Below are 25,413 nucleotides of genomic sequence, written 5' to 3'. Positions count from 1 at the left end.
TCATTCCTCACGAGGCGCGTCCGGATTGGCCGGACGATTGCGCACGCTGCCCGCGATCAGGTCGAAGCGGAACAGGCGGCATTCGAGCGCGCCGTTGAAAAGCGGCGTTTTCGTCGATTCGCGCAGGCGCATCAGGCCCGGCAGCTTGCGGTCCGAGGTCAGCACGTAGGCGCGCCAGCCCGGAAAGCGCTGCTTGAGCGCGTTGCCGAAGGAAATGAAGAACTCCGTGTCGGCGGGATCGGGCTGGGCGCGGGTGAACGCGTCGTCGTCCTCTTCGTCGCGCTCGCGGCGGCCGCGCCCCGTATCGCGGATCTCGCCGCGCGGGCCGCGTCCGCGCACCTCGATGCGCTCGCCGTACGGCGGATTCGCGACGAGGATGCCGGACGCGTCGGCGGGCGGCGTCATGTTGCGCGCGTCGATCTGCTTTAGCGGAAAGTCGGGCAGACCCGCGCGGTCGAGATTCGCGCGTGCCTTGTCGAGCATGTCGCCGGAGATGTCGCTGCCGAAGATCTGCAAGTCCGCACGCGAGTTGCGCGCAGCGCGTTTTGCGTCGACGGCGGCGACTTTCAGCTTCTGCCACGCGTTGACGTCGTATTGCTTCAGCTTCTCGAAGCCGAAGCGCCGCTCGACGCCCGGCGCGATGTTCAGCGCGACTTGCGCGGCTTCGGCGAGGAACGTGCCGCTGCCGCACATCGGATCGTAGAGCGGCGTGCCGGGCGTCCAGCCGGTCAGGCGCAGGATGCCCGCGGCGAGATTTTCACGCAGCGGCGCCGCGCCCTTGTCGAGCCGCCAGCCGCGCTTGAAGAGCGGGTCGCCGGACGTGTCGAGATAGAGCGTGCATTCGTTGATCGTCAGGAAGGCGAAGACGCGCACGTCGGGCTGCGCGGTATCGATGCTCGGACGCGAGCCGCTCAGTTCGCGCAGGCGGTCGCAGACGGCGTCCTTCACGCGCAGTGTCGCGAATTCGAGACTGCGCAGCGGTGACTTGATCGCGGTGATGTCGACGCGCATCGTCTGGTTTGGCGTGAACCATTGTTCCCATTGCTGCTGATACGCGAGTTCATAGATGTCGTTTTCGCTGCGATACGGGCCGTGCGCGATCTTCAGGAGCACGCGGCTCGCGATGCGCGAATGCAGGTTTGCGGCCATGCCAGCCGCCCAGCCGCCGCGAAAATGCACGCCGCCGGGGACCTGCGCGCCGGGCTTGAACGCCGCGCCGCCGAGATGGCGTTGCCCGATTTCGGCGAGTTCGGCCGCGAGAGGCGCTTCGAGGCCGCGCGGGCAGGGGACAAACCAGTCGAAAAGGGGAGGGGCCATGGTGCGGTGCTGAGGTGGGGTCTATGAAGGCGACATTGTACGCGGGGGCGCGCAGGGTCGCGGCTTCAGCGCGTGGCGTCAAAACGCCGAGGCCCCGCGTTGCGGGGCCTCGGCGGCGCTACCTGCTGACTGCGGTACGGCTCAATCCACCGCCTTCATCATGTCCTCCACCACTTTCTTCGCATCGCCGAAGACCATCATCGTCTTGTCCATGTAGAACAACTCGTTGTCGAGACCGGCATAACCCGCCGCCATCGACCGCTTGTTCACGATGATGGTGCGTGCCTTGTACGCTTCCAGAATCGGCATGCCCGCAATCACCGATTTCGGATCGGTCTTCGCGGCAGGATTCACCACGTCGTTGGCACCGAGCACCAGCACCACGTCGGTCTGGCCGAACTCGCTGTTGATGTCCTCCATCTCGTGCACGAGTTCATAGGGCACTTCGGCTTCGGCCAGCAGCACGTTCATGTGCCCCGGCATCCGCCCGGCAACCGGGTGAATCGCGTAGCGCACGTCGATGCCTTTTTCGACCAGCTTGTCGGTGAGTTCCTTCAGCGCGTGTTGAGCACGAGCCACGGCCAGGCCATAACCCGGCACGATCACCACGCTCTCGGCATTGCCGAGCATGAACGCAGCGTCGTCTGCAGAACCCGACTTCACCGGACGCTGCTCTGCCGAACCGCCCACGGTTGCCGCGCCCGCTTCGCCGCCGAAGCCGCCGAGAATCACGTTGAAGAACGACCGGTTCATCGCCTTGCACATGATGTACGACAGGATCGCACCCGACGAGCCGACGAGCGATCCCGCGATGATCAGCATCGGATTGTTTAGCGAGAAACCGATACCCGCCGCCGCCCAGCCCGAGTACGAGTTGAGCATCGACACGACCACGGGCATGTCCGCGCCGCCGATCGGGATGATGATCAGCACGCCGAGCGCGAACGCGATCAGCGTCATGATCACGAACGGCAGCCACGACTGCGTCATCATAAAGATGATGCCGAAGCCGAGCATCGCGATCGCGAGCAAGAGGTTGATCATGTGCTGGCCCGCGTACACGACCGGCGCGCCCTGGAACAGCCGGAACTTGTACTTGCCCGAGAGCTTGCCGAACGCGATGACCGAACCCGAGAACGTGATCGCGCCGACGAACGTGCCGATGAACAACTCGACGCGGTTGCCGTACGGAATCGGATAGCCCGGAGCGGCCAGACCGAACGCGGAAGGCTCGGCGACCACCGCATACGCGATGCACACCGCCGCGAGACCGATCAGCGAGTGCATGGCGGCGACGAGTTCCGGCATCTTCGTCATCTCGACTTTCGCCGCGATGTACGCGCCCGCCGCACCGCCGATGATCAGCGCCGCGAACAAGAGGCCAAGTCCCGCGCCCAGGTTGGAACCGAGATAGGCGGCCTGCTTGACGATCAGCGCGAGCGTCGTGACCATCGCGATGGCCATGCCGGTCATGCCGAACGTGTTGCCGATGCGCGCGGTCTTCGGATTGGACAAGCCCTTCAACGCCTGGATGAAGCACACCGAGGCGACCAGATAAAGCAGCGTGACGACATTGAGGCTCATCGCGCGCCCTCCTTGCTCACGAGCTTCTTGGGCTCCTTCTTCTTGAACATTTCGAGCATGCGCCTCGTGACGAGAAAGCCGCCGAACACGTTCACCGCCGCGAGCAACACCGCGAGCGTGCCGAAGAACTTGCCCGTGCCGCCGATTGTGAGACCGGTGGCGAGCATCGCGCCGACGATCACGATCGCCGAGATCGCGTTGGTCACGGCCATCAGCGGCGTGTGCAGCGCGGGCGTGACGTTCCAGACCACGTGATAGCCGACGTAGATCGCCAGCACGAAGATGATCAGGTTGATCACCGTATGGTTGATGATGTCCACTTCCATTTCTGTCTCCCCTGTCAGGCCGGGCGCGTGACTTGTCCGTCGCGGCACTGGAGCGTGGCCGCGACGATATCGTCCGCAAGATCGATGTTGAGCGTGCCTTCCTTCGTGATAATCAGCTTGAGGAAGTCGAGCAGGTTGCGTGCGTAGAGTGCGGAGGCATCGGCGGCCACCATTGATGCCAGATTGGTATAACCGACGATATGCACGTCATGCTTCATCACGGCTTCATCGACGACTGTCAGCGGACAGTTGCCGCCACGTTTTCCCTCGTACTCGGCGCCGCGTCCGGCCGCGAGATCGATGATCACGGAACCCGGCTTCATGTGCTTGACCGTCTCGACCGACAGCAACGTCGGCGCCGGACGGCCCGGGATCAGCGCGGTGGAAATCACGATGTCCGCGAGCTTCGCACGCTCGTGCACCTGCGCGGCCTGCCGCGCGAGCCAGCTTGGCGGCATCGGACGCGCATAGCCGCCGACGCCCACTGCCGCTTCGCGTTCCTCATCGGTTTCGAAGGGCACGTCGACGAACTTCGCGCCCAGCGACTCGATCTGCTCCTTCACGGCCGGCCGCACATCGGACGCTTCGACCACGGCGCCGAGGCGCTTGGCCGTTGCAATCGCCTGCAAGCCCGCGACGCCCGCGCCGAGAATCAGCACGCGCGCCGCCTTTACCGTGCCGGCGGCGGTCATCAGCATCGGCATGAAGCGCTGATACAGATTGGCCGCAACCAGCACCGCCTTGTAGCCCGCGATGTTGGCCTGCGACGACAGCACGTCGAGACTCTGCGCGCGCGTCGTGCGTGGCGCGGCTTCGAGCGCGAACGCGGTGACGCCCGCTGCGGCAAGCCGCGCGGTGTTCTCGGTGTTGAAGGGATCGAGCATGCCGGCCAGCACGCTGCCTGACTTCAGCAGCGGCAATTCGGCTTCGCTCGGTGACTGGACCTTGAGGACGATCTCGGCGGCAAACGCGGTGTTTGCATCGACGATATCCGCTCCCGCTTGCGCGTAAGCATCGTCGATATAACTCGCCGGCAGGCCCGCGCCGCTCTGCACCGTGACCCGGTGACCTTGCGACACGAGCTTCTTGACCGTCTCGGGCGTGGCGGCGACGCGCGCCTCGTTCGCCCGCGTTTCAGCAGGCACTCCGATGTGCATCTTTGAATCCTCCAGATTTTTGTACGCACGCGTTCCCTGAGGAGGCGTGGATTTAAGGCTGAGAAAGAATATTCAAATGCTTGGGGCAAACGGCTACCGCAACTGTAACCGAAGAAGGCCCGCACAAAAATCCGATCCGGCACCTGTTTGGCGCATTTCTTTGGCAATTCCGACCGACTCATTTCTCCTGTGCATCAGTCTGGACCGGATCGGCTGGCGGACCGGCCGTTCGGCTGTGCGGCGTGAAATGGCACGAAACGGTAAAATAGCGACCCATGAAACCAGATCATTGGGCACCCCATGTGACGGTCGCGGCCATCGTGGAGCGGGACGGGCGCTTTCTCGTGATCGAGGAGCACACGTCGGCGGGCATCAGAATCAACCAACCGGCCGGTCACCTGGAGGCGGGCGAGACGCTCGCCCAGGCCGTGGTCCGCGAAACGCTCGAGGAAACCGCGCATCGCTTCGTGCCGGAGGCGCTCGTCGGCGCCTACATGACGCATTTCGAGCGGCCGCACGGTGCCGTCACGTATCTGCGCTTCACGTTCTGCGGCCAATCTGCGGGTGAGGTGGAAGGCCGCGCGCTCGACGAAGGCATCATCCGCGCGATGTGGCTCACCCCCGACGAACTGCGCGCTTCATTGGCGCGGCACCGGACGCCGCTCGTGATGAAGTGCGTCGACGATTACCTCTCCGGGCGGCGCGTGCCGCTCGACTTCATCCATACGCATTCCGTCGCGCCAGTGGTGCGGGCTTGATTCCTTCGATGCCCGCCACGGCGCCAATCAGCAAACTGGTAGCAACATGAGCAAGCAAAAAGTGGTGGTGGGCATGTCGGGCGGCGTGGATTCGTCGGTGACGGCGTGGCTGCTGAAGGAGCAGGGCTACGACGTCGTCGGTCTTTTCATGAAGAACTGGGAAGACGACGACGACGGCGAATACTGCTCGACGCGCCAGGACTGGATCGACGTGGTATCCGTCGCGGACCTGATCGGCATCGACGTCGAGGCGGTCAACTTTGCTGCCGAGTACAAGGACCGCGTGTTCGCCGAGTTCCTGCGCGAATACTCGGCCGGCCGCACGCCGAATCCGGACGTGCTGTGCAACGCCGAGATCAAGTTCAAGGCGTTCCTCGATCACGCGATGTCGCTCGGGGCGGAGACCATCGCGACCGGCCACTATGCGCGCGTGCGCGAACGCGACGGGCGCTTTGAACTGCTGAAGGCAACGGACCATACCAAGGACCAGTCGTACTTTCTGCACCGGCTGAACCAGCAGCAGTTGTCGAAGACACTTTTCCCGCTCGGCGAGATGCCGAAGACACGCGTGCGCGAGATCGCCGCCCAGATCGGCCTGCCGAACGCGAAGAAGAAGGATTCGACCGGCATCTGTTTCATCGGCGAACGGCCGTTCCGCGAATTCCTGAATCGCTATCTGCCGACGAAGCCCGGCCCGATGAAGACGCCCGACGGCAAGACGATCGGCGAGCACATCGGACTCGCGTTCTACACGTTCGGACAGCGAAAGGGCATCGGCATCGGCGGGGCGAAGGACGGTAGCGGCGAACCGTGGTTTGTCGCGGGCAAGGACATGGCGAGCAATACGCTCTACGTCGTGCAGGGGCACGATCATCCGTGGCTGCTTGCCGGGACACTTGTCGCGGGCAACACGAGCTGGGTCGCGGGCGCGGCTCCCGATGAAGGCACCGCGTGCGGCGCGAAAACGCGCTACCGCCAGGCCGACGCGCCATGCACCTTCAACGTGGCGGACGACGGCCACTTCGCACTGCATTTTGCCGACGCTCAATGGGCCGTGACGCCGGGGCAATCCGCCGTGCTTTATCAGGGCGACGTGTGTCTGGGCGGCGGCATCATCGAACAGGCGACGACGGCCGCGCCGGTCGGCGAAGCGGGAGAGGCGGCGCTGCTCGGCGCACGCTAAATCCACCAGGCGGGCTGCGGCCCGCTTTTTTTTGTCCGTATTCTCCGCGCGTGACCGACGTTCCGAAGCGGAATCCTTTTTTGATACAAGCGCTTGACCGTCTACCTAGTAGTAGATAATGATGTGAAGATGGACAGGAACCCGGTACGCGACCAACTGCTCGACCATGCACGAACGCTCCTGATGACGCGAGGCTACAACGGCTTTAGTTATCGTGATCTGTCGGCGCTCGTTGGCGTCAAGACGTCGAGCATTCACTACTACTTCCCGTCGAAGGAGGATCTGGCCTTCGAGGCGGTCAACGCCTACAGCGCGGATGTGATGTCGTCGATTTACGCCATTGACAGCTCCGCGCCCGCCGACAAGAAGCTCGACCGCTACACGAAGGTGATCGGCCGCATGCTGGGCGAAGGCGACCAGATTTGCCTGTGCGCGATGCTCGCGGCGGATATCGCAGCTTTGCCGGACAAGGTGCGGCAGGCGATCCAGGCGTTCTACAAGGCGAACGAGAACTGGCTTGCCAAGGTGCTCGCCGAGGGCGAAATGCAGGAGACGCTGCAGGCTAACGGCCAGCCCGAAGCTGCGGCGCGGGCGTTGTATGCGGCCTTTCAGGGCAGTTTGCTGACGAGCCGCCTCTTTCAGACAAAGGCGAGGCTGGAAGACATCGCGCTCGTCGTAAAGACCAGAAATTGTGGATAACTCCGATCTTCCTGCTCGGATCTACCTACCTTCAGGTAGGTAGATTTTGACGAAATCTACCTATCGGCCGAGCCCTAGCTGATTTTCGCCAACACGCACTGCAAAATCGAGGCCGAGAAGAGGCGCAGACCTTGCTTTCGGTTTTATCCGCCAGCCATTCTATCTATGAGTAGATTAATTATGATCGGTAGCGCACGCTGATGGCCTCTGCGGACCGATTTCACCCGCTGCAATGAAAAAAGCCACCCAGCGGGTGGCCTTTCACACCGAAAAGCGGCGCAGTCTGTCAGGACGGCAGCGTATCGATAAACGACTGACGTTGCGAAAGCCGCTGAAAGTGCTTGTCGAGATTTGGATACGCGTCGCGCCAGTCCAGTTCGGGCATCCGGAAATCGAGGTAGCCGAGCGCGCAGCCGCACGCGATGTCCGCCAGCGTGAAGTGATTCGCCGAGCACCAGGTCTTCGAGCCGAGGCCTTTCGACATCGCCTTCAGGCCATCGTCGATCTTGTGCTGCTGGCGGGCGACCCAAGCGTCGTTGCGATGGGCTTCCTCGCGCAGCACGCCTTCGAGCCGGATCAGCACCGCGGCGTCGAGCATGCCGTCCGCAAGCGCTTCCCAGCAGCGCACTTCCGTGCGCTCGCGGCGCTCGGGCGGCAGGAGCTTGCCGACGGGCGTGAGCGTATCGACGTATTCGCAGATGACACGCGAGTCGAACACGGCTTCGCCGTCGTCGAGAACCAGACACGGCACCTTGCCGAGCGGGTTGTAGCTGTGAATCTTCGAATCGGATGCCCATACATTTTCGAGCACCAGTTCGCATTCGATTTTCTTTTCCGCCATCACGATCCGCACCTTGCGGACGAACGGGCTGCCTAGCGAACCGATCAGTTTCATCATCTCTTCTTGCGGTTTTCAGCGGGATTGATCGTGGAGATCGATCTTAACCGCCCGACATTGCCGTAAGGTGATTTCGAGATAGCGGCGTTGTGGCAGGGCGACAACAGATTCGTCGAGCTGCCGGCGCGCCTCGTCAGTTCTGCTTCCGGTTCGGCGCTTCAATTTGCCGGCGCGTTCGCCGAGGCGCTCGCCACCGGACACGGCAGCGGCCGCGTTGCCACCGGCATCCGCACCTTCGCCCTCGCCGACGAAGCGCCTTCGGCCGCCGCGGCCGCCGGCGCGGGAATCGCGCTGACTTCGCGAACGCCCGCGGCAATCTCGGCAGCGAGTTGGTCGACCGCTTTCCGGTGTCCCGCGACGAGCGCGTCGTAGCCCGCGGCGACCGGCTGCTGCGCCACGGTCCGGCACGTGAGCACCGTTTGCGAACCCGCGGCGCGCACGCTCCAGACGGCATCGATCACCGCCTGCGAACCCGGCCACGACTCGAAGCGCTGCACATTTACCTTCACGCGATAGACCGGCACGGAGTCCGGACGCGGCGTGTTGTAGACATCGATTGCGCCGAGCTGCCGCGTGAGATCCGCCGACAGCGCGCGCCGCACTTCGTCGGCGGGCAGCGACGCCCAGCGTTCCTGCTCGAGCACCTGGACCTGCGCGGGGCTTGTCTGCACGACCAACTGGTTTTTGGCGACCTGCGGCGGCATGTCGACGGGCGGCACTTCGACATAGAACGAAGCCGGCATCGACGCGGCCGCTGGCGCGGCATCGCCGCCAAGCGTGTAGAAGCGGCTCGACGGCGACGAAGCGCAGCCCGCCAGCAGCGAAACGACGCTTGCGGTCATCAAGAAAAGCGCGCCGGACCTCATGGTTTGTCTCCTGATTTGCCGCGCAGCAACGATTCCGGATGACGTTCCAGGTAATCGGAGAGCGCATTGAGGGATTGCAGCGTCCGCGTGAGTTCCTGGAGCGCCTGATGCACGTCGGACTGCAGCGGCGAATCCTGCTGCAGCGTCGACTGCGCGTCGGCGAAGGTCTTGCGCGCGGCCGACAGCGTGTCGCGTGCTTCAGGCGCGACCTGCGTGTCGAGCTGCTTGAAGAGGCTGTTCGCGTTCTTGAGCGAGCTGTTCAGGTTCGCACCGATCTCGTCGAACGGGATCTTGTCGAGCTTCTTCGCAATATCGGCGACTTGCAGCTGCAGTTCGTCGAGCGTGTTCGGCACGGTTGGCAGTTCGAGCGGATCGGCACTCGCGTTGATCTTCACCTGCGCCGCCTTCGGGAAGAAGTCGAGCGCGATGTACAACTGGCTCGTCAGCAGGTTGCCCGTGCGCAACTGCCCGCGCAGGCCATGCTGGACAAGGCGTTGCAGCAGTTCCTGGCTCGCCGTCGATCCGGGCGAGGGCAACGCGTCGCGCGTGCGGCGGCCGAGGCGGTCCGGATAGAGATTGATCGTGACCGGCATCATGAAATTGCGCGCTTTCGGATCGTATTCGATGCCGATGTTCGTCACCTGCCCGAGCACGATACCGCGGAAGTCGACCGGCGCGCCGACCGACAGCCCGCGCAGCGACTGGTTGAAGTTCATCACGACGCGCAGCGGCGTGCCGTCCGGATCGCGCATCGCATCGGCTTCGTCGGAGCCCAGGCGAAACGTCATGTTGTCCTGCGCCTGCTGGCCCGGCTGCTGGTTCGGCGGCGTCTGGAACGCGATACCGCCGAGCACGACCGTCGCGAGCGACTGCGTGTTGAGCTTGAAACCGCTGGAATCGAGCCGCAGGTCGACGCCGCTCGCGTGCCACCAGCGCGAATTCGCGCCGACGTACTGGTCGTACGGCGCGTTGACGAACACCTGCATCGTCACACCGGTGCCGTCCTTGTCGAGTGAAAAGCCGGTCACCTGGCCGACCTGCACGCGCCGGTAGTAGATCGGCGAGCCGATGTCGATCGAGCCGAGCGACTCGCCGCGCAGCGTGAACTTGTGGCCTTTCTGGTCGCCGGTGACGGCCGGCGGCGTCTCCAGCCCGACGAACTCCGTCTGGTCCTCGTCGGACTTGCCCGCGTCCACGCCGATATACGCGCCCGACAGGAGTGTCGAAAGCCCGCTCACGCCGCTTGCCGCGACCCGCGGACGCACGACCCAGAAGCGCGTGTCCTTCACGGCGAAGTCGGAGGCTTCCTTCGTCAATTGCACGTCGACGAGCACGCGCGCATGGTCCTTCGAGAGCGTGATCGTCTTGACGGTGCCGACATCGACGTCCTTGTACTTGAGTTTCGTCTTGCCCGGCTCCAGCCCTTCGGCGCTCACGAAGCTTATCGTGATGGTCGGTCCGCGCCCGGCGACCGTCTTTACCACCAGCAGCACGCCCACGAGCGCGGCGACGAGCGGAATCACCCAGACGAGCGACGGCAGCCAGCGGCTGCGCGGTTCGATGACGGGCTCAGGCAGGTTGGGCGGCAGGCCGCCGCCGTTGCCGCCGTTGCTTTTGCCGCCGTTGGTGGATTCGTTCGGCTCGTTCGGCCCTTGCGGACTAGTCATATTTCTTTCCTGAGGGTTCGATGTTGTCCCACATGAGGCGCGGATCGAATTGCATTGAAGCGAGCATCGTCAGCACGACGACCGCCGCGAATGCGAGTGCGCCCGGCCCCGCCGTGATGACGGCGAGCGAGCGGAAGCGCACCAGCGCGACCGTGAGCGTGATGACGAAGACGTCGAGCATCGACCAGCGGCCGATGCGCTCGACCGCGCGATAGAGCGTCGTGCGCTGGCGCGGCCGCCATGTCGAGCGCGTCCGCACGGTCCACGCGAGGAACGCGAGCGTGCCGAGCTTCAGCATCGGCACGAGAATGCTCGCGATGAAGATCACCGCCGCAAGCGGATAGTCGCCGTCGTTCCAGAAGAGCGCGACGCCGCTCATGATGGTGTCGTCCTCGGAGCCGAGGATCGACGCGGTGTGCATCACCGGATACAGGTTCGCCGGGATGTAGAGGATCGCCGCGGTGATGAGCAGCGCCCAGGTGCGCGCGATGCTGTCCGGATGGCGCCGGTGCAGCGTGGCGTCGCAGCGCGCGCAGCGCTGCTTTTCGACGGTGTATGCGCGCGGCTGGACGCGCCCGCACGAATGACACGCGACGAGTCCCGCCCGCGACGCGGTCGTGTAGTGCAGGTCGGGCTCGGCTGGCTCGACAGTCATGTCGGTGGATTCATTCATGATGGGCGGTCCTCATCCATGTTTCGTCGCGGAGCCGGCCGATTCCCGGTTCCGTCGCATGCGCCTGGCCCTCACGCGCGCGGCGCGGCGCCTCGGCAGGCGCTCGGCGATGTCCCACAGCACGCCCGGATCGAAACTCACGACGACCGCGATCATCAGCGTGAGCGCGCCGAACGCGAAGAGCGCGGCTTCGGGGATCACGCGCGCGATGCTCACCATCTTCACGAGCGTGACCAGGATGCCGAGCATGAACACTTCGATCATTCCCCACGGCCGCACGGCCTGGATCGCGCGCAGCACCAGGTTGAAGCCGCCCGGCACATAGCCCGCGCGCAACGGCACGAGCACATAGAGCAGCGCGACGAGTTCGGTCAGCGGGAAGAGAATCGTCGAGCAGAACACGAGCACCGCGACCACCTGCATGTTCTCGTCCCACAGCGCGACGATCGCGCCGATCAGCGTCGTCTGGGAGACGAGGCCGTTCGCATCCAGCTCGACGATCGGAAACGCCTGCGCAATGAGAAACGTGATGAGCGCGGCAAGCGTGATCGCACAGACGCGGTCGAGATTCGACGACATCGCGCGATAGAGCAGCGTCCCGCAGCGCGGGCAATGCGCTGTTGTGCGGCGGGGCAGGCTTCGCCTGGAGAGGAGTGCGTCGCACTCGTGACACGCGATCAGATCGACTGTTTCCTTCTGTTCTGCTTCTTTCATGGACGAGATGCCTGGGCTCCTCAAGCGTGCATTCCAAAGCACCGGTTCACCGGCGACCGGCGTTTCTAGCAAGCGGCGGGCCAGTGCGCATGGTACCAAATGACACAATTCGCACACATGTCACGCGACTGTTTCGGAATGAATACAAGGATTCATGCGTTTAGTCCATGTGGCCGCCATTGGGGTCATGGCGCTTCGGAGCGTTGCACCGGTGGAATAGTTCGTTGCAGCAGCAGAACGCGGCTGCGAGAATGAGCGCATAAAAGCCGTCAAAGCCAATGCCGGCGGGCGTGCGCGGCGGCGAAGCAGGTGTTTTGGAGCGTCAAGCCCGTTCGTTTCCGTTCGGGTACGATGGCGGCCTTGAACACCGGTCGACGAAGATCGACTGGTTTTTTCGCAATCCCGCAATCCTTCTGTCAGGTCCTCCATGGAAAGCAGCGTGCAAGGCAGCGCCAATCTCTCGTCGACGACCCGCTACAGCGGCACGGCAATCGGCCTTCACTGGCTGATCGCGTTGCTGATCGTGGGCGGATTCTGGCTCGGCTGGATCATGACGGACATCCCCGGCTTCACGCCGACGAAGCTCAAGTATTTCTCGTGGCACAAGTGGATCGGCGTGACGGTGTTCGCGCTGGCCGCCTTGCGCGTGCTGTGGCGAATCAACCATCGCGCGCCTGCAATGCCCGACGGCATGGCGGCCTGGCAAAAGGGCGCCGCGCACATCACGCATTTTCTGCTCTACCTTCTGATGCTCGTGATCCCCATTTCCGGCTACTTCTACAGCTCGGCGGCGGGCATCCAGGTGGTCTATCTCGGTGTGCTGCCACTGCCGACGATCATCGGACCGGATCAGGCGCTCAAGGGCACGCTGCGGCTCGTGCACGTATGGCTCAACTATGCACTGCTTGCGCTCGTCGTCATGCACGTCCTCGCGGCGCTCAAGCATCATTTCGTCGATCGCGACGGCCTGCTCGGACGCATGCTTCCGTTCGTGAAGTAGCCGCGCACTGTTTCCCGTCCGTTGGCGGCGCATTTCCCCGCTGCGGATTGTTTTGACCGCTTTTTGCATTTCAATACAGGTTGCGTCTCTTTTTGCGCCGATCATTTGCGTGAATCAACAAAGAACAAGGAAGACATGAAAGCGAATCTCCAACGTTGGGTCCTGGCAGGCGTGGCCGCCACATCGCTCGCCGCGGCCGTCGCCGCTTACGCGCAGGTCGACACGGCGAAGAGCACGGTCATCGCGACGTCGAAGCAGATGAACGTGCCCGTCGACGGCAAGTTCAAGAAGTTCACCGCGCAGATCAGCTTCGACGCGTCGAAGCCGGCAGCGGGCAGCGCGAACATCTCCATCGACACGGGCAGCTACGACCTCGGCGACGACGAATACAACAAGCAGGTCCGCGGCAAGGAATGGTTCGACAGCGCCGCCTTTCCGAGCGCGACCTTCGCCTCGACGGCGATCGCGCCGGCCGGCACGAACCAGTACAAGGTCACGGGCAAGCTGACCATCAAGGGCAAGTCGCAGACGGTCACGGTCCCTGTCACCGTCACGCAGCAGGGCGCGACGGAAACCTTTGACGGGTCGCTTCCGATCAAGCGCACGCAGTTCGACGTCGGTACCGGGGAATGGAAGGACACTTCGGTGGTGGCGGACGACGTCGTCATCAAATTTCACATCGTCGCCGCGAAGAAGTGAGCGGCACAACCAGCCAGGAGAAGAACTTGAAGAAGCAACTTTTGATCGCAGCGGGTGCGCTCGTCGCAGGCATGTCATTTAATGCGATGGCCGCCGATACGTATCAGCTCGACCCGAACCACACCTATCCGAGCTTCGAGGCGGACCACTTCGGTGGCGTGTCGACGTGGCGCGGCAAGTTCAACAAGTCGAGCGGCACCGTGACGCTCGATCGCGCGGCGAAGACCGGCACGGTGAACGTGACGATCGACGTGGCATCGATCAACACGGGCAACGAGAAGCTGAACGAGCACCTGCAGAAGGCTGAATTCTTCGACGTCGCGAAGTTCCCGACGGCCGTCTACAAGGGCACGTCGATCAAGTTCGACGGCGACAAGCCGGTGGCAGTGGAAGGCACGCTGACGATGCACGGCGTCACCAAGCCGATGAACCTGACGATCGAGTCGTTCAAGTGTTTCCAGAACCCGATGCTGAAGAAGGAAGTGTGCGGCACGGAAGCAACGGCGACGTTCGATCGCGGCGACTTCGGCATGGACTACGGCAAGTCCTACGGTTTCAGCCTGAAGACCGTGCTGCACATCCAGGCAGAAGGCATCAAGCAATAAGCTTCACCGCCTGAAAAATGCAAAAGGCCGGTTCACATCGTGAACCGGCCTTTTGTTCATTCTGCGGCAGGAAGGATCAGACTTCCGCGCCCGCGTTCGGATCGTTCGGATCGTACTTCGACTTCTTTTCCTTCACGAGGTCCTCGCGCTTCACGCCGAGCCACATCGCGATGGCTGCCGCCACGAACACCGACGAATAGATACCGAACAGGATACCGACCGTCAGCGCGAGCGCGAAGTAGTGAAGCGTCGGGCCGCCGAAGAAGAACATCGAGAGCACCATCATTTCCGTACAGCCGTGGGTGATGATGGTTCGCGACATCGTGCTCGTGATCGCGTGGTTGATCACTTCGATCACGCTCATCTTGCGCTGCTTGCGGAAGGTTTCGCGGATCCGGTCGAAGATAACGACCGATTCGTTCACCGAGTAGCCGAGCACCGCGAGAATCGCCGCGAGCACCGAGAGCGAAAACTCCCACTGAAAGAACGCGAAGAACCCGAGGATGATCACGACGTCGTGCAGGTTGGCGATCACGCCCGCCACCGCGTACTTCCACTCGAAGCGGAACGACAGGTAGACGATGATGCCGATCACCACGCACGCGAGCGCGAGCAGGCCGTTCGTCACCAGTTCCTTGCCGACCTGCGGGCCGACGAACTCGACGCGCTGCAATTGCGCCTGCGCGTCCTGACCCTTCAGGGCGGTCATCACCTGTTCGCTCTGCTGGGCGGACGTCAGGCCCTGCTTGAGCGGCAGGCGGATCAGCACGTCGCGCGAGGTGCCGAAGTTCTGCACCTGCGCGTCGGCGTAACCGAGCTTCGCCATCGTGTCGCGCACTGGTTCGAGCGACACGGCCTGCGGATATTGCACCTCGACGACCGTCCCGCCGGTGAACTCCACCGACAGATGCAGCCCGCGATGCACGAGGAAAAACACGGCCGCAAGAAAAGTGATGAGCGAGATCGCGTTGAAGATCAACGCGCGCTGCATCAGCGGCAGGTCACGACGAATGCGGAAAAATTCCATGGTCTACTCTCCGGGGCTCAGCGGGACGAGCCCGGTTTCTTTTGATCGACGCCCGGACCCGAGCGGCGGCGCGCGACCGGCTTGCCGGTGCGTGCGGGTGCTGCGGCCTGGCTGGCCGCACGCGCGGGAACCGGGGTCTTCGCCTTGGCCTTCGCGGGCTGGACGATTTCGTCGACGGGGGAGTCGTCGCCGCGTTGCATCGCCAGATAGTGGGCGGTCGCGGCAGCGGTATCGCCGCCTTCCGGACGCCATACCTGGCCGATCGCGAGCGTCTGCAGTTTCTTCTTGCCGCCGTACCAGAGGTTCACGAGACCGCGCGAGAAGAACACGGCCGAGAACATCGACGTGAGAATGCCGATGCAATGCACGACCGCGAAGCCGCGCACCGGACCCGAGCCGAACGCGAGCAGCGCAAGGCCGGCGATGAGCGTCGTCACGTTCGAGTCGAGAATCGTCGCCCAGGCGTGCGAGAAGCCGTTCTGGATGGCGAGTTGCGGCGGCGCGCCGTTGCGCAGTTCCTCGCGGATACGCTCGTTGATCAGCACGTTCGCGTCGATCGCCATACCGAGTGCGAGTGCGATAGCGGCGATGCCGGGCAGCGTGAGCGTGGCCTGCAACATCGACAGGATCGCAACGAGGAGCAGCAGGTTCACCGACAGCGACAGCATCGAGATCAGGCCGAACAGCATGTAGTACGCGATCATGAAGACGGCGATCGCGGCAAAGCCGTACTGAACCGAATCGAAGCCCTTCTTGATGTTGTCGGCGCCGAGACTCGGGCCGATCGTGCGTTCCTCGATGATGTCCATCGGCGCGGCAAGCGAGCCGGCGCGCAGAAGCAGCGCGAGATCGGTGGCGGCCTGCGGCGTCGGCTGGCCAGTGATCTGGAAGCGGTCGCCCAGTTCGGACTGAATGGTCGCGACCGTCAGCACTTCGCCCTTGCCCTTTTCGAACAGCACCATCGCCATCGGCTTGCCGATGTTGTCGCGCGACACGCTGCTCACCGCGCGGCCGCCTGCCGCATCCAGCCGGATGCTCACCGAAGGACGCTGATGCTCGTCGAAGCTCGCCGACGCGTCGATGATGCGGTCGCCGGTGAAGATCACCTGCTTGCGCAAGAGAACCGGCGTCGAATTGCCCTGCGTGAAGAGTTCGTCGCCCGGCGGGACCGGGTCGTTCGGATTCGGATGCGTGTTGGTCGGGTCGGCGAGACGCGCTTCGAGCGTCGCCGTGCGGCCGATGATGTCCTTCGCCTTCGCCGTGTCCTGCACGCCCGGCAGTTCGACCACGATGCGGTCGGAGCCTTGCTGCTGGATCACCGGCTCCGCGACGCCGAGTTCGTTCACGCGGTTATGCAGCGTCGTGATGTTCTGCTTGAGCGCGCCGTCTTCGACCAGCTTCTGCGCCGCCGGCGTGAAGGTGCCGACGACCTGATAACCGTCGCCGCCCTGGCGCGTCGCCCATTGCAGTTCGCTTACTCCGGTCGCGAGCATCTGGCGCGCGTTGTCCGCCACCGCCTGATCGGAGAAATTGACGACGACCGACTGCGCCACGCGGTTCACGCCGCCATCGCGGATGTTCTTGTCGCGCAGCAGCGCGCGCGCGTCGGCAGCGTCGGAATCGAGTTTCTTGTTCAGCGCGCCGGCCATGTCGACTTGCAGCAGGAAGTGCACGCCGCCGCGCAGGTCGAGGCCGAGATACATCGGCAGCGCGTGCAGCGCGGTCAGCCAGCGGGGCGACGCAGCCTGCAGGTTCAGCGCGACGATGTAGATCGGGTCGGACGGATCGGGATTTAGCGACTTCTGCAGGACGTCCTTCACGCGCAACTGCGTGTCGGTGTCTTTCAGGCGCACGCGGATGTTCGCGTTGGTCGACGAATTGTCGAACGTCACTTCATCGGGCTTCACCTGATTGGCGGCGAGCGCGCTCTCGACCTTGTCGAGGGTGGACGAATCGAGCTTGACCGTTGCCTTGCCGCTCGACACCTGCACCGCCGGCGCTTCGCCGAAGAAATTGGGCAGCGTGTACACGAGGCCGATGACGAGCGCCACCAGCATCACGGCGTATTTCCAAAGGGGGTAACGATTCATGGGGATGGCCGAACGGGAAAGTTGGCTTGAGAAGAGCGGGGTGCGTCCGGCGTTGAGCGCGACGAGCCGGCAGACGTGGCTGACAGCGGCCCGGGAGGGGCGAGGCCGCGCCGGACGCGGGAGAAACTGGCCTTACAGCGACTTGATCGTGCCCTTCGGGAGAATCGTCGTGACGGATGCCTTCTGGACCGTGATTTCGGTGCCTTCAGCGATCTCGACTCCGACATACGCGTCCGACACCTTGGTGACCTTGCCGACGATGCCGCCGTTCGTCACCACTTCGTCGCCCTTCGCCATTGCGGCGAGCATGTTCCGATGCTCCTTCTGACGCTTCATTTGCGGGCGGATCATGATGAAGTACAGCACCGCGAACATGAGGATCAGCGGCAGGAACTGCATGATGCTCGATTCCATGCCACCCGTTGATGTGCCCTGTGCAAAGGCATTGGAAATAAACGACACGTTGGTCTCTCCGTTATGACGACTGATTCAGAAAATTAGCCCGGTATTCTACACCGGGCAAGGCCGCGACAGCACCGGAAGTGCTTTGCGATCAAGCTGTTAACGCATGGCACGAGGCTGCTTCCGGTAATTCGGTGCCCGCTGATTGTAAAGGTTTTGTAGGCTTGGCTAGTCGATGCCGCGCGCCCGGTTTTCGTGAAACTGCTTCCGGAACGTGTCGAACTTGTGATTTTCAATCGATTCGCGCACTTCGGTCATCAATTGCAGGTAGTAGTGGAGGTTGTGGATGGTGTTCAGCTGCGCGCCGAGAATCTCGCCGACGCGATGCAGGTGGTGCAGATATCCGCGCGTGAAATTGGCGCAGGTGTAGCAGCCGCAGGTTTCGTCGAGCGGTTTCAGCGAGTTCTTATGCGTCGCGTTGCGGATCTTCACGTCGCCGAAGCGGGTGAAGAGCCAGCCGTTGCGCGCGTTGCGCGTCGGCATCACGCAGTCGAACATGTCGACGCCCGCCGCCACCCCGGCCACGAGGTCTTCCGGCGTGCCGACGCCCATCAGGTAATGCGGTTTGTCGGCGGGCAGCTTCGGGCCGATGTGTTTCAGCACGCGCATCATGTCTTCCTTCGGCTCGCCGACCGACAGCCCGCCGATCGCGAGTCCGTGGAAGCCGATGTCCGCCAGTCCCGCGAGCGATTCGTCGCGCAAATCCTCGAACATGCCGCCCTGCACGATGCCGAAGAGTGCGTTTGGATTGCCGAGGCGGTCGAATTCGTCGATGGAACGCTTCGCCCAGCGCATCGACATGCGCATCGAGTCGGCGGCGTCCTTGTGCGAAGTCGGCACGCCGTTGGTTGCGTAGGGCGTGCATTCGTCGAACTGCATCACGATGTCGGAATTCAGTATTTTCTGAATCTGCATCGAGATTTCGGGCGAGAGGAACAGCTTGTCGCCGTTGATCGGCGAGGCGAATGTGACGCCGTCTTCGGTGATCTTGCGCAGGTCGCCGAGCGAAAACACCTGAAAACCGCCGGAATCAGTGAGGATCGGGCGCTTCCAGTTCATGAACTGATGCAGGCCGCCGTGCGCGCGGATCGTCTCCAGCCCGGGACGCAGCCAGAGGTGAAACGTGTTGCCGAGAATGATCTGCGCGCGGATCTCTTCGAGTTCGCGCGGCTGGATCGCCTTGACGGTGCCGTAGGTGCCGACCGGCATGAAGATCGGCGTTTCGACGACGCCGTGGTTGAGCGTCAGGCGGCCGCGGCGCGCCTGGCCGTCGGTGGTGAGAAGGTCGAACTTGAGCCCGTTCGCGGGCGGATTATGACCATCGGTCATCGGGGAGGCTCCTGTGCCACCGGAAAACAGTCCGGCGCAAGTGGGTTGAAAATCAGCGCGGCCGGCGAGTGAGCAGCATCGCGTCGCCGTAACTGAAGAAGCGGTAACGCTGTTCGATTGCATGCCGATACGCATCGCGGATCGTGTCCATGCCCGCGAACGCCGACACGAGCATCAGGAGCGTCGACTTCGGCAGATGGAAATTCGTCACCAGCCGGTCGACGACGCGAAATTCGTAGCCCGGCGTGATGAAGATGTCGGTCTCCGCGACGGCGGCCGCGAGCGGGCGGTTTTCGTTCGCGGCGTCGCGGGCGGCGGCTTCGAGCGCGCGCATCGAGGTCGTGCCGACCGCGATCACGCGATTGCCGCGCGCTTTCACGGCGGCGATCCGGTCGACGAGCGATTGCGGCAACTGATACCACTCGCTGTGCATCTTGTGCTCGTCGATCTTCTCGACGCGCACCGGCTGGAACGTGCCCGCGCCGACGTGCAGCGTGAGCGTCGCGCGCTCGACGCCGCGTGCGTCGAGCCTCGCGAAGAGCGCGTCGTCGAAATGGAGGCCCGCCGTGGGCGCCGCGACCGCGCCCGGATTGGCCGCATAGACGGTCTGGTAGCGCGTTTCGTCGACGGCGTCGGGATCGTGCTCGATGTACGGCGGCAGCGGCAGCCGGCCGTACTGCTCGATCAGCGTGAGGCAGTCGGTGGGGAAATGCAGCGTGTAGAACGGCTCGACGCGCTCGCCGACGGTCACGTCGAACGCGTCCGCGAGCGTCAGGACCGTGCCGGGCGCCGGGCTCTTGCTCGCGCGAATCTGCGCGAGCGCGGTGGTCGGGCCGGTGAGGCGCTCCACCAGCACCTCGATGCGCCCGCCGCTGGCCTTTTTGCCGAGAAAGCGCGCCTTCAGGACTTTGGTATCGTTGAAGACGAGCAGGTCGCCGGGCTCGATCAGGTTCGGCAATTCGGCGAACTGGCGGTCGGTGAAGGCGGCGGGCGTCGTGCGGTTGTCGACTTCGAGCAGACGGCTCGCGCTGCGCTCAGTGAGCGCCGTTTGCGCGATCAGCTCGGGCGGCAGATTAAAATCGAAATCGGAAAGCGTGAACATGGGAAGCGGGTTGGGGCGCGGGAGACGCGCGGTTGCAGCCGGCACGAGTCGCGCCGGACCGCCTCGAAAAGCGCCACCGCAGCAGACCCAGGCCTGAGAATAAGCCCGATATTGTACTTGCGAAGAGATTAGATGCCCTTGTCCGACCGCCGCCTGGCCTCCGTTCCCGACGCTCCCGACGCAGCCGACGATCCCGGCACGCCTGTCGCAAAGCCACGTGGACGGACGAAAACGGGCGGCGTTGAACCGGCGGAGGCGCTCAAATCGCAGAAAAAACCGGCCGCCTCCGCGCCCGCCAAGCCCGCCGACAAGCTCGCGAAACTCGGCCTCAAATCCGACATCGATCTCGTGCTGCATCTGCCGATGCGCTACGAGGACGAAACGACGCTCACGCCCATCGGCGAACTGATCCCCGGCGACAACACGCAAACCGAAGGCGTCGTGTTCGAAAACGAGATCGCGTACCGGCCGCGGCGCCAGTTGCTCGTGAAGATCCAGGACGACGCTGGCGACCAGCTCACGCTGCGTTTTCTCAACTTCTACGGCTCGCAGGTCAAGCAGATGGCGGTCGGTGTGCGCCTGCGCGTGCGCGGCGACGTGCGCGGCGGCTTCTTCGGGCTGGAGATGGTGCATCCGGCGCTGCGTCCCGTCGACGAGGACACGCCGCTGCCGCAAGCGCTCACGCCGGTTTATCCGAGCACGGCGGGCGTGTCGCAGGCGTATCTGCGGAAGGCGATCGACGGCGCGCTCAAGCGCGTATCGCTGCCGGAACTGCTGCCGGAGAAGATCTCGCGCGCTTACCTCGAGCCGCTCAACGTGCCGGGCCTCCTCGATGCCGTGAACACGCTTCACCACCCGCGCGCCGATTCCGACGAGACCGCGCTCGTCGACGGCACGCATCCGGCGTGGACGCGCATCAAGTTCGAGGAACTGCTCGCGCAGCAGCTGTCGCTCAAGCGCGCGCACGAGGAGCGCCGCACGCGCGCCGCGCCCGCGATGCCGCGCCGCTCGATCGATGAGCCCGAGTGTCTGTCGGCCCGATTCCTGAAAGCGTTGCCGTTTCGCCTGACCGGCGCGCAGGAGCGCGTGTGCGCGGAAATCGCGGGCGAGCTGACGCTGCCGCATCCGATGCAACGTCTTCTGCAAGGCGACGTCGGCAGCGGCAAGACCATCGTCGCGGCGCTCGCGGCGGCGCAGGCGATCGACGCCGGTTATCAGGCCGCGTTGATGGCGCCGACCGAAATCCTCGCCGAGCAGCACGCGCGCAAGCTGCGCGGCTGGCTCGAACCGCTCGGCGTGACGGTCGCGTGGCTCGCCGGCAGCCTCAAGGCGAAGGAAAAGCGCGCTGCGCTCGAAGCTGCGGCGTCGGGCGGCGCGCAACTCGTGATCGGCACGCACGCGATCATCCAGGACGCGGTGGAGTTCGCGCGGCTCGGGCTCGTGATCGTCGACGAACAGCATCGCTTCGGCGTCGCGCAGCGGCTCGCATTGCGCGCGAAGGCGCAAAACGCCGCCGACGGCCGCCGCGATTTCCAGCCGCATCAATTGATGATGTCCGCGACGCCGATCCCGCGCACGCTCGCGATGACCTACTACGCCGACCTGGACGTGTCCACCATCGACGAACTGCCGCCCGGCCGCACGCCGATCCTGACGAAGCTCGTCTCTGACGCCCGGCGCGAGGAAGTGATCGGCCGCGTGCGCGAGGCGGCGCTCACGGGCCGCCAGGTGTACTGGGTGTGTCCGCTGATCGAGGAGAGCGAGACGCTGCAGTTGCAGACGGCGGTCGAAACCTACGAGACGCTCGCCGCGACGCTGCGGGAACTGTGCGTCGGACTGGTTCACGGGCGGCTCGCGCCGGCCGAGAAGGCCGCTGTCATGGACGCCTTCACGCGCAACGAGGTGCAGTTGCTCGTCGCCACGACGGTGATCGAAGTGGGGGTGGATGTGCCGAACGCATCGCTGATGGTGATCGAGCACGCCGAGCGCTTCGGGCTCGCGCAGTTGCATCAGTTGCGCGGGCGCGTCGGGCGGGGGAGCGCGGCGTCGGTGTGCGTGCTGATGTACGCGGGGCCGCTCTCGCAGACGGCCCGCTCCCGCCTTCAGACGATGCGCGAAACCACGGACGGCTTCGAAATCGCCCGGCGCGATCTCGAAATTCGCGGCCCCGGCGAGTTTCTGGGCGCCCGGCAGTCCGGCGAGGCGATGCTGCGTTTCGCGAGCCTGGAGAACGACGGCTGGCTGATCGACCCGGCGCGAGCGGCCGCGGATCACATGCTCAAGGAATTTCCCGATGCCGTTACGCGCCATCTGACCCGCTGGCTCGGCGCACGCGAACAGTACCTGAAGGCGTAGGCGTTGAACTCGGCGTGCGCGTGTCGGTCCCTATTTCACCCGGCGCCGCGCGCGAAAAGCCGATCAGTTGGCGAATCGTCGTCGCGGGTGTATAAGTCAAACCTATCGAATCAACGTCTCTCATTGGTCCCCAATGACGCTCACTGAATTGAAGTACATCGTCGCGGTGGCCCGCGAACGGCACTTCGGACGTGCCGCCGAGGCATGCTTCGTCAGCCAGCCGACCTTGTCGGTGGCGATCAAGAAGCTCGAAGACGAGCTCAACGTGCAGATTTTCGAGCGCGGCACGAGCGAAGTCAGCGTCACGCCGATCGGCGAGCAGATCGTCACCCAGGCGCAGCGCGTGCTCGAACAGACGCTCGCCATCAAGGAAATCGCCAAGCAAGGGAAAGATCCGCTTGTGGGTCCGCTGCGCCTCGGCGTCATCTATACGATCGGGCCCTATCTGCTGCCGACGCTCGTCAAGCAGATGATCCGCAACGTCCCGCAGATGCCGCTGATGCTGCAGGAAAACTACACGCTGAAGCTGATCGAACTGCTGAAACAGGGCGAAATCGACGTCGCGATCATGGCGTTGCCGTTTCCCGAAACCGGCCTGATGGTGCGCGCGCTCTACGACGAGCCGTTCGTCGTCGCGATGCCGTCCGGCCACGCGTGGGAAAACCGCAGCAAGATCGATCCCGACGATCTGAAGCAGGAAACCATGCTGCTGCTCGGCAGCGGCCACTGTTTCCGCGATCACGTCCTCGGCGTGTGCCCGGAACTGATGCGCTTTTCGCAGAACGCCGACGGCATCCAGAAGACGTTCGAAGGATCGTCGCTGGAGACGATCCGGCATATGGTCGCGAGCGGTGTCGGCATTACGGTGCTGCCGCGCATGTCGGTGCATGAAGTGAAACCGCACGCCGGGGGCATCGACGCCGGCCTCCTCAGCTACGTCCCGTTCGACGAGCCGGTGCCGGACCGTCGCGTCGTCCTCGCGTGGCGCAAGAGCTTCACGCGGATGCCCGCCATCGACGCCATCTCCGACGCCATCGCCGCCTGCGATCTTCCCGGCGTCAAGAAGCTGGACATGCCTGTCGCCGTCAACTGACCGCGCACGCCGCGCCCCGCCCGGGGCGCGGTTCTTCACTCCTTCCGTTTTCCTGCCCGTAATCGCCTCGCCCGAGTCTTTGGCTATCGAATAGATAAAATTTATCGAATTCTAAACGCGAATAGTATTTGTTAAGCTCATCTCCATCACAAACCGGAGAGGCGCCGTGACGCAACTGACCCGCTATGCAGAAAGCCTGCGCGAAACCCGCGATGTGATCGCGGACGTGCTGGCGAGCTTCGCCGGTGTGTGCTGAACGGCGTGTTGCCTACGAATTCCGATAAAACAAGGAACCCGCGATGACCACCCGCAATCTCACCACGGCAGCCGGCGCACCCGTCGGCGACAACCAGAATTCGCAGACGGCCGGCCCGCGCGGTCCCGTCACGCTGCAGGACTTCTGGCTGATTGAAAAGCTCGCGCACTTCGATCGCGAAGTGATCCCCGAACGCCGTGTTCATGCGAAGGGTTCCGGTGCGTTCGGCACGCTGAAGGTGACGCACGACATCTCGCGCTACACGAAAGCGAAGGTGTTCGCGCAGGCCGGCAAGGAAACGCCGCTCTTCATGCGCTTCTCGACGGTCGCGGGCGAGCGCGGCGCCGCCGATGCCGAGCGCGACGTGCGCGGCTTCTCCATCAAGTTCTACACGGAAGAGGGCAACTGGGACGTGGTCGGCAACAACACGCCGGTGTTCTTCATCCGCGATCCGCTCAAGTTCCCGGATTTCATCCACACGCAAAAGCGCGATCCGTACACGAACCTGCGCAGCAACATCGCCGCGTGGGACTTCTGGTCGCGTCATCCGGAGTCGCTGCATCAGGTGACGATCCTCATGAGCGATCGCGGCATTCCGAAGAATTATCGGCAGATGCACGGTTTCGGCTCGCATACGTACTCGTTCGTCAACGCGGAAAACGAACGGTTCTACGTGAAGTTCCATTTCAAGTCGCAGCAGCCGATCGAGAACTACACCGACGCAGAGGCGGCGGCCGTGGTCGCGGGCGACCGTGAAAGCGCGCAGCGCGACCTGATCGACAACATCAATCGCGGCAACTTCCCGCGCTGGAATTTCCGCATCCAGGTGATGCCCGAAGCCGACGCGGCCACGTACCACCTCAATCCGTTCGACATCACGAAGGTGTGGCCGCACAAGGATTACCCGCTGATCGACGTCGGCACGATCGAGTTGAACCGCAACGCGGCCAACTATTTCGCGGACGTCGAGCAGGCGGCGTTCACGCCGGCGAACGTGGTGCCGGGCATCGGCTTCTCGCCGGACCGCCTGTTGCAGGGGCGCCTGTTCTCGTATGGCGACGCGCATCGCTATCGGCTCGGGATCAATCATCACCAGATTCCGGTGAATGCGCCGCGTGCGTCCGTGCAGAACTCGTTTCATCGCGACGGCGCCATGCGCACCGATGGCAACCAGGGCGGCCGCGCGAACTACGAGCCGAATCGTTTCGGCGACTACGCGCAGGACGCGAGCGTGAACGAACCGCCGCTTGCTGCGGGCGACGTCGCGCGCTACGACCATCGCGAGGACGGCGACTACTACAGCCAGCCGGGCGCGCTCTTTCGCCTGTTCGACGCGGGCCAGCGCGGACGGCTCTTCGGCAACATCGCGCGGCATATTCTCGGCGTGCCTAACGAGATCGTCGCGAGGCAGATCGAGCATTTCCGCCGCGCCGATCCGGCGTATGCGGAAGGCGTCGTGAACGCGCTCGCGGCGCTCGGCCAGAAGGTCGGCGCGGGGCGCGACGAGCCGCTCGAAGCGGCGATGAAGTAACACTCTGACGATGCAAGGAGAA

Annotated in this window: 23 protein-coding genes; 9 read left to right on the top strand and 14 right to left on the bottom strand. The window is 63.9% G+C overall.

The genetic code is table 11. The features are described from left to right. From AWB81_RS04880 to AWB81_RS04865, 4 genes are all read right to left on the bottom strand, one after another. The gene (locus AWB81_RS04880; RefSeq protein ID WP_062632766.1) at nt 1-1,317 is read right to left on the bottom strand and encodes a THUMP domain-containing class I SAM-dependent RNA methyltransferase; all 1,317 of its coding nucleotides are present in this window, start codon (nt 1,315-1,317) and stop codon (nt 1-3) included. A 141-nt stretch (nt 1,318-1,458) separates the two neighbouring features. After that, nucleotides 1,459-2,901 (bottom strand): NAD(P)(+) transhydrogenase (Re/Si-specific) subunit beta, encoded by a 1,443-nt coding sequence (locus AWB81_RS04875; protein WP_062632765.1) that lies wholly within the window; start codon nt 2,899-2,901, stop codon nt 1,459-1,461. After that, the gene (locus AWB81_RS04870) at nt 2,898-3,221 is read right to left on the bottom strand and encodes an NAD(P) transhydrogenase subunit alpha part 2 (protein ID WP_062632856.1); all 324 of its coding nucleotides are present in this window, start codon (nt 3,219-3,221) and stop codon (nt 2,898-2,900) included. Before AWB81_RS04870 ends, AWB81_RS04875 begins: the two co-directional genes overlap by 4 nt. A 20-nt stretch (nt 3,222-3,241) precedes the next feature. Continuing rightward, complete coding sequence (locus tag AWB81_RS04865) at nt 3,242-4,384, bottom strand: Re/Si-specific NAD(P)(+) transhydrogenase subunit alpha (protein WP_062632764.1); 1,143 nt, start codon at nt 4,382-4,384, stop codon at nt 3,242-3,244. A gap of 275 nt (nt 4,385-4,659) precedes the next feature. On the opposite strand from AWB81_RS04865, the gene AWB81_RS04860 reads away from it, so the two are divergent. From AWB81_RS04860 to AWB81_RS04850, 3 genes are all read left to right on the top strand, one after another. Beyond that, entirely contained in the window at nt 4,660-5,142 is a 483-nt protein-coding gene (locus AWB81_RS04860) for an NUDIX hydrolase (RefSeq protein WP_062632763.1), read from the top strand. Between the two features lie 46 nt (nt 5,143-5,188). After that, on the top strand, nt 5,189-6,325 hold the full coding sequence (gene mnmA / locus AWB81_RS04855) for a tRNA 2-thiouridine(34) synthase MnmA (protein WP_062632762.1): 1,137 nt from the start codon (nt 5,189-5,191) through the stop codon (nt 6,323-6,325). Between the two features lie 129 nt (nt 6,326-6,454). After that, nucleotides 6,455-7,024: a TetR/AcrR family transcriptional regulator gene (locus AWB81_RS04850; protein WP_062632761.1), complete on the top strand. Its 570-nt coding sequence runs from the start codon at nt 6,455-6,457 to the stop codon at nt 7,022-7,024. A gap of 286 nt (nt 7,025-7,310) precedes the next feature. On the opposite strand, the gene AWB81_RS04845 is transcribed toward AWB81_RS04850, so the two are convergent. The 5 genes from AWB81_RS04845 to AWB81_RS04825 form a co-directional block, all read right to left on the bottom strand. Beyond that, the gene (locus AWB81_RS04845; protein ID WP_062632760.1) at nt 7,311-7,922 is read right to left on the bottom strand and encodes a glutathione S-transferase family protein; all 612 of its coding nucleotides are present in this window, start codon (nt 7,920-7,922) and stop codon (nt 7,311-7,313) included. A 158-nt stretch (nt 7,923-8,080) separates the two neighbouring features. Continuing rightward, the gene (locus tag AWB81_RS04840; protein ID WP_062632759.1) at nt 8,081-8,788 is read right to left on the bottom strand and encodes a PqiC family protein; all 708 of its coding nucleotides are present in this window, start codon (nt 8,786-8,788) and stop codon (nt 8,081-8,083) included. Continuing rightward, on the bottom strand, nt 8,785-10,455 hold the full coding sequence (locus AWB81_RS04835; RefSeq protein WP_062632758.1) for a PqiB family protein: 1,671 nt from the start codon (nt 10,453-10,455) through the stop codon (nt 8,785-8,787). Before AWB81_RS04835 ends, AWB81_RS04840 begins: the two co-directional genes overlap by 4 nt. Beyond that, nucleotides 10,448-11,083 (bottom strand): paraquat-inducible protein A, encoded by a 636-nt coding sequence (locus AWB81_RS04830; RefSeq protein ID WP_062632854.1) that lies wholly within the window; start codon nt 11,081-11,083, stop codon nt 10,448-10,450. Before AWB81_RS04830 ends, AWB81_RS04835 begins: the two co-directional genes overlap by 8 nt. Before the next feature lie 57 nt (nt 11,084-11,140). Next, nucleotides 11,141-11,842 carry a paraquat-inducible protein A gene (locus tag AWB81_RS04825; protein WP_062632757.1) on the bottom strand — a complete coding sequence of 234 codons (702 nt, stop codon included), beginning with the start codon at nt 11,840-11,842 and terminating at the stop codon, nt 11,141-11,143. 427 nt (nt 11,843-12,269) lie between these two features. Here AWB81_RS04825 and AWB81_RS04820 point away from each other — a divergent pair, with 427 nt between their 5' ends. The 3 genes from AWB81_RS04820 to AWB81_RS04810 all read left to right on the top strand — a co-directional run bounded on the left by AWB81_RS04820 (nt 12,270) and on the right by AWB81_RS04810 (nt 14,146). Further along, nucleotides 12,270-12,842, top strand: a complete 573-nt coding sequence (locus AWB81_RS04820) for a cytochrome b (protein ID WP_062632756.1) — start codon at nt 12,270-12,272, stop codon at nt 12,840-12,842. A gap of 135 nt (nt 12,843-12,977) precedes the next feature. After that, nucleotides 12,978-13,541 carry a YceI family protein gene (locus AWB81_RS04815; RefSeq protein ID WP_062632755.1) on the top strand — a complete coding sequence of 188 codons (564 nt, stop codon included), beginning with the start codon at nt 12,978-12,980 and terminating at the stop codon, nt 13,539-13,541. Nucleotides 13,542-13,567: 26 nt separating this feature from the next. Then, a complete protein-coding gene (locus AWB81_RS04810; protein WP_062632754.1) occupies nt 13,568-14,146 on the top strand; it encodes a YceI family protein in 579 nt (192 codons plus the stop codon). A 76-nt stretch (nt 14,147-14,222) separates the two neighbouring features. Here the strand turns inward: AWB81_RS04810 and secF are convergent, their stop codons facing one another. The 5 genes from secF to queA form a co-directional block, all read right to left on the bottom strand. Further along, nucleotides 14,223-15,173, bottom strand: a complete 951-nt coding sequence (secF, locus tag AWB81_RS04805) for a protein translocase subunit SecF (RefSeq protein WP_062632753.1) — start codon at nt 15,171-15,173, stop codon at nt 14,223-14,225. A 17-nt stretch (nt 15,174-15,190) separates the two neighbouring features. Next, the gene (gene secD, locus AWB81_RS04800) at nt 15,191-17,263 is read right to left on the bottom strand and encodes a protein translocase subunit SecD (protein ID WP_062632752.1); all 2,073 of its coding nucleotides are present in this window, start codon (nt 17,261-17,263) and stop codon (nt 15,191-15,193) included. A gap of 132 nt (nt 17,264-17,395) precedes the next feature. Next, nucleotides 17,396-17,725: a preprotein translocase subunit YajC gene (gene yajC / locus AWB81_RS04795; RefSeq protein ID WP_062632751.1), complete on the bottom strand. Its 330-nt coding sequence runs from the start codon at nt 17,723-17,725 to the stop codon at nt 17,396-17,398. Between the two features lie 168 nt (nt 17,726-17,893). Beyond that, nucleotides 17,894-19,054: a tRNA guanosine(34) transglycosylase Tgt gene (gene tgt / locus AWB81_RS04790; protein ID WP_062632750.1), complete on the bottom strand. Its 1,161-nt coding sequence runs from the start codon at nt 19,052-19,054 to the stop codon at nt 17,894-17,896. A 52-nt stretch (nt 19,055-19,106) separates the two neighbouring features. Next, nucleotides 19,107-20,156 carry a tRNA preQ1(34) S-adenosylmethionine ribosyltransferase-isomerase QueA gene (gene queA, locus AWB81_RS04785; protein WP_062632749.1) on the bottom strand — a complete coding sequence of 350 codons (1,050 nt, stop codon included), beginning with the start codon at nt 20,154-20,156 and terminating at the stop codon, nt 19,107-19,109. 132 nt (nt 20,157-20,288) lie between these two features. Between queA and recG the strand changes: the two genes are divergently transcribed. The 3 genes from recG to AWB81_RS04770 all read left to right on the top strand — a co-directional run bounded on the left by recG (nt 20,289) and on the right by AWB81_RS04770 (nt 25,391). Next, nucleotides 20,289-22,511, top strand: a complete 2,223-nt coding sequence (recG, locus tag AWB81_RS04780) for an ATP-dependent DNA helicase RecG (RefSeq protein WP_062632748.1) — start codon at nt 20,289-20,291, stop codon at nt 22,509-22,511. 133 nt (nt 22,512-22,644) lie between these two features. After that, nucleotides 22,645-23,604, top strand: coding sequence for a hydrogen peroxide-inducible genes activator (locus tag AWB81_RS04775; RefSeq protein WP_062632747.1), 960 nt, complete (start codon nt 22,645-22,647; stop codon nt 23,602-23,604). Nucleotides 23,605-23,903: 299 nt separating this feature from the next. Beyond that, nucleotides 23,904-25,391: a catalase gene (locus AWB81_RS04770; protein ID WP_062632746.1), complete on the top strand. Its 1,488-nt coding sequence runs from the start codon at nt 23,904-23,906 to the stop codon at nt 25,389-25,391. Nucleotides 25,392-25,413: the final 22 nt, after the last annotated feature.

This window comes from Caballeronia arationis (genome assembly GCF_001544975.2).
In the GTDB taxonomy this organism is placed as follows: domain Bacteria; phylum Pseudomonadota; class Gammaproteobacteria; order Burkholderiales; family Burkholderiaceae; genus Caballeronia; species Caballeronia arationis.
This window is presented reverse-complemented; position numbering and strand designations above follow the sequence as displayed.